This window comes from Thermoplasma sp. Kam2015, assembly GCF_003205235.1.
GTDB lineage: Archaea > Thermoplasmatota > Thermoplasmata > Thermoplasmatales > Thermoplasmataceae > Thermoplasma.
Genome location: NZ_QJSM01000047.1, coordinates 1 through 1,346, shown reverse-complemented (window position 1 = coordinate 1,346; position 1,346 = coordinate 1). Strand labels below are relative to the sequence as shown.

General features: G+C 42.6%; 2 protein-coding genes. One reads left to right on the top strand and one right to left on the bottom strand.

Annotation, left to right across the window (positions count from 1 at the left end; genetic code table 11):
* Positions 1 to 205: hypothetical protein (locus DMB44_RS09120; protein WP_153280222.1), on the bottom strand; the 205-nt coding region annotated here is incomplete at its 3' end.
* Positions 206 to 514: 309 nt separating this feature from the next.
* On the opposite strand from DMB44_RS09120, the gene DMB44_RS09115 reads away from it, so the two are divergent.
* The coding region (locus DMB44_RS09115) for a hypothetical protein (RefSeq protein ID WP_153280221.1) at positions 515 to 1,346 on the top strand (832 nt) is incomplete at its 3' end.

Genomic DNA, 1,346 nt, shown 5'->3' with positions numbered 1-1,346 from the left:
TGTTGATGATTGATAATTCCCTCGATGCATTCGCTATATCTGTTATCGGATCATCGTACACGTAATAGTTTACACGCGGTCCGAGATCCAGGTTCTTCCTATGAAGCTGTGTTTGTGGATGAGAGGCGAAGTAGGCGAAGGAGAAGAATGCGGCGAAGACAAGTATAATGACAAGTACGACGGAGAAAATCTTATCCCTCGTCATGCAATATCATGAAAATATGAGACATTTTTATTTAAATTTTCATCTCTTAATGTTATTATTTAGATGAATACAATAGTAAACTCACGGAAGATGATATGGACATCGTATCACCGAGAGGCCCTGTAGATTGAACATTCAAACAAACGGCCTGGATAGTGATACATATTGGGGCGTTAATTATGCATGTTGTATACTATCACAACACAGGAATATTTTTTAAAAAAAATTTAAATATTAATGATGTTTTTGATTCATGATGATAAGCCCGGGTCTAACGTATACTACAGATATATGAGGTGATGAAGGTCAATGACAATGTGGAAAAGAATAGCAGCGGTGGTGATTGTCATAGCTATTATCTTTTCGGTTTCCGTAATCAGTTGGGATTATGAGCCAAAGGCATCCAGCACGCCTCCCCTGTCACACTTTATGCCTGTGCCTAGTTATTCATTGTTATACAACAGCACTTACCGTCCACTTGAAAGCTCTCCCTCGTTCAACGTAACATTCACCATAATGGGGCAGAGAGCTACATACACCATAACGGCCCTCAACCTCGGGGCGTGGCTCATTTTGATGGACTTCAACGCCGATATAATTGATCTAGCCGGTATAGCAGCTGGTCCTATCATGTACACCAATGTGGTGGTCATGAATCTGACGCATGGAAGCGACAGCTATTTCGACCATATACTGCTCAAGGTTGACAGCCTTGAATTCAACATATCTGCCTATTATGATGATTCATCAATACCCATAGACATAACGACATCGGGGACCGAGTACCATGGCCCTGTGTTCAATGTGTATAGCGGATCAAACCTCACTGCTGGCCGTTACTTCACCACAGGTGGATCCGGGAAAATATTCATGATATCCGGCCTCTTTAATTCGAATATGACACTTACACCGGAGTACTGTTCCGGCAACTTTACGCAGGAGGGCCCGGGAAACATAACTTATGCAAATTGCAATATGGAATACGGATCGTCTGCCCCCTATTGGGTCCCTGTGTACTGGGTCTCCGATTTCAACACAACCGATCACATCCTCGTTACACCTATCCTTGAGATCGGTCCTTACTTCATAACTGGCGAACCTGTATGGATAAACATTGAGATGAGCTATCCCTCGGAAATGT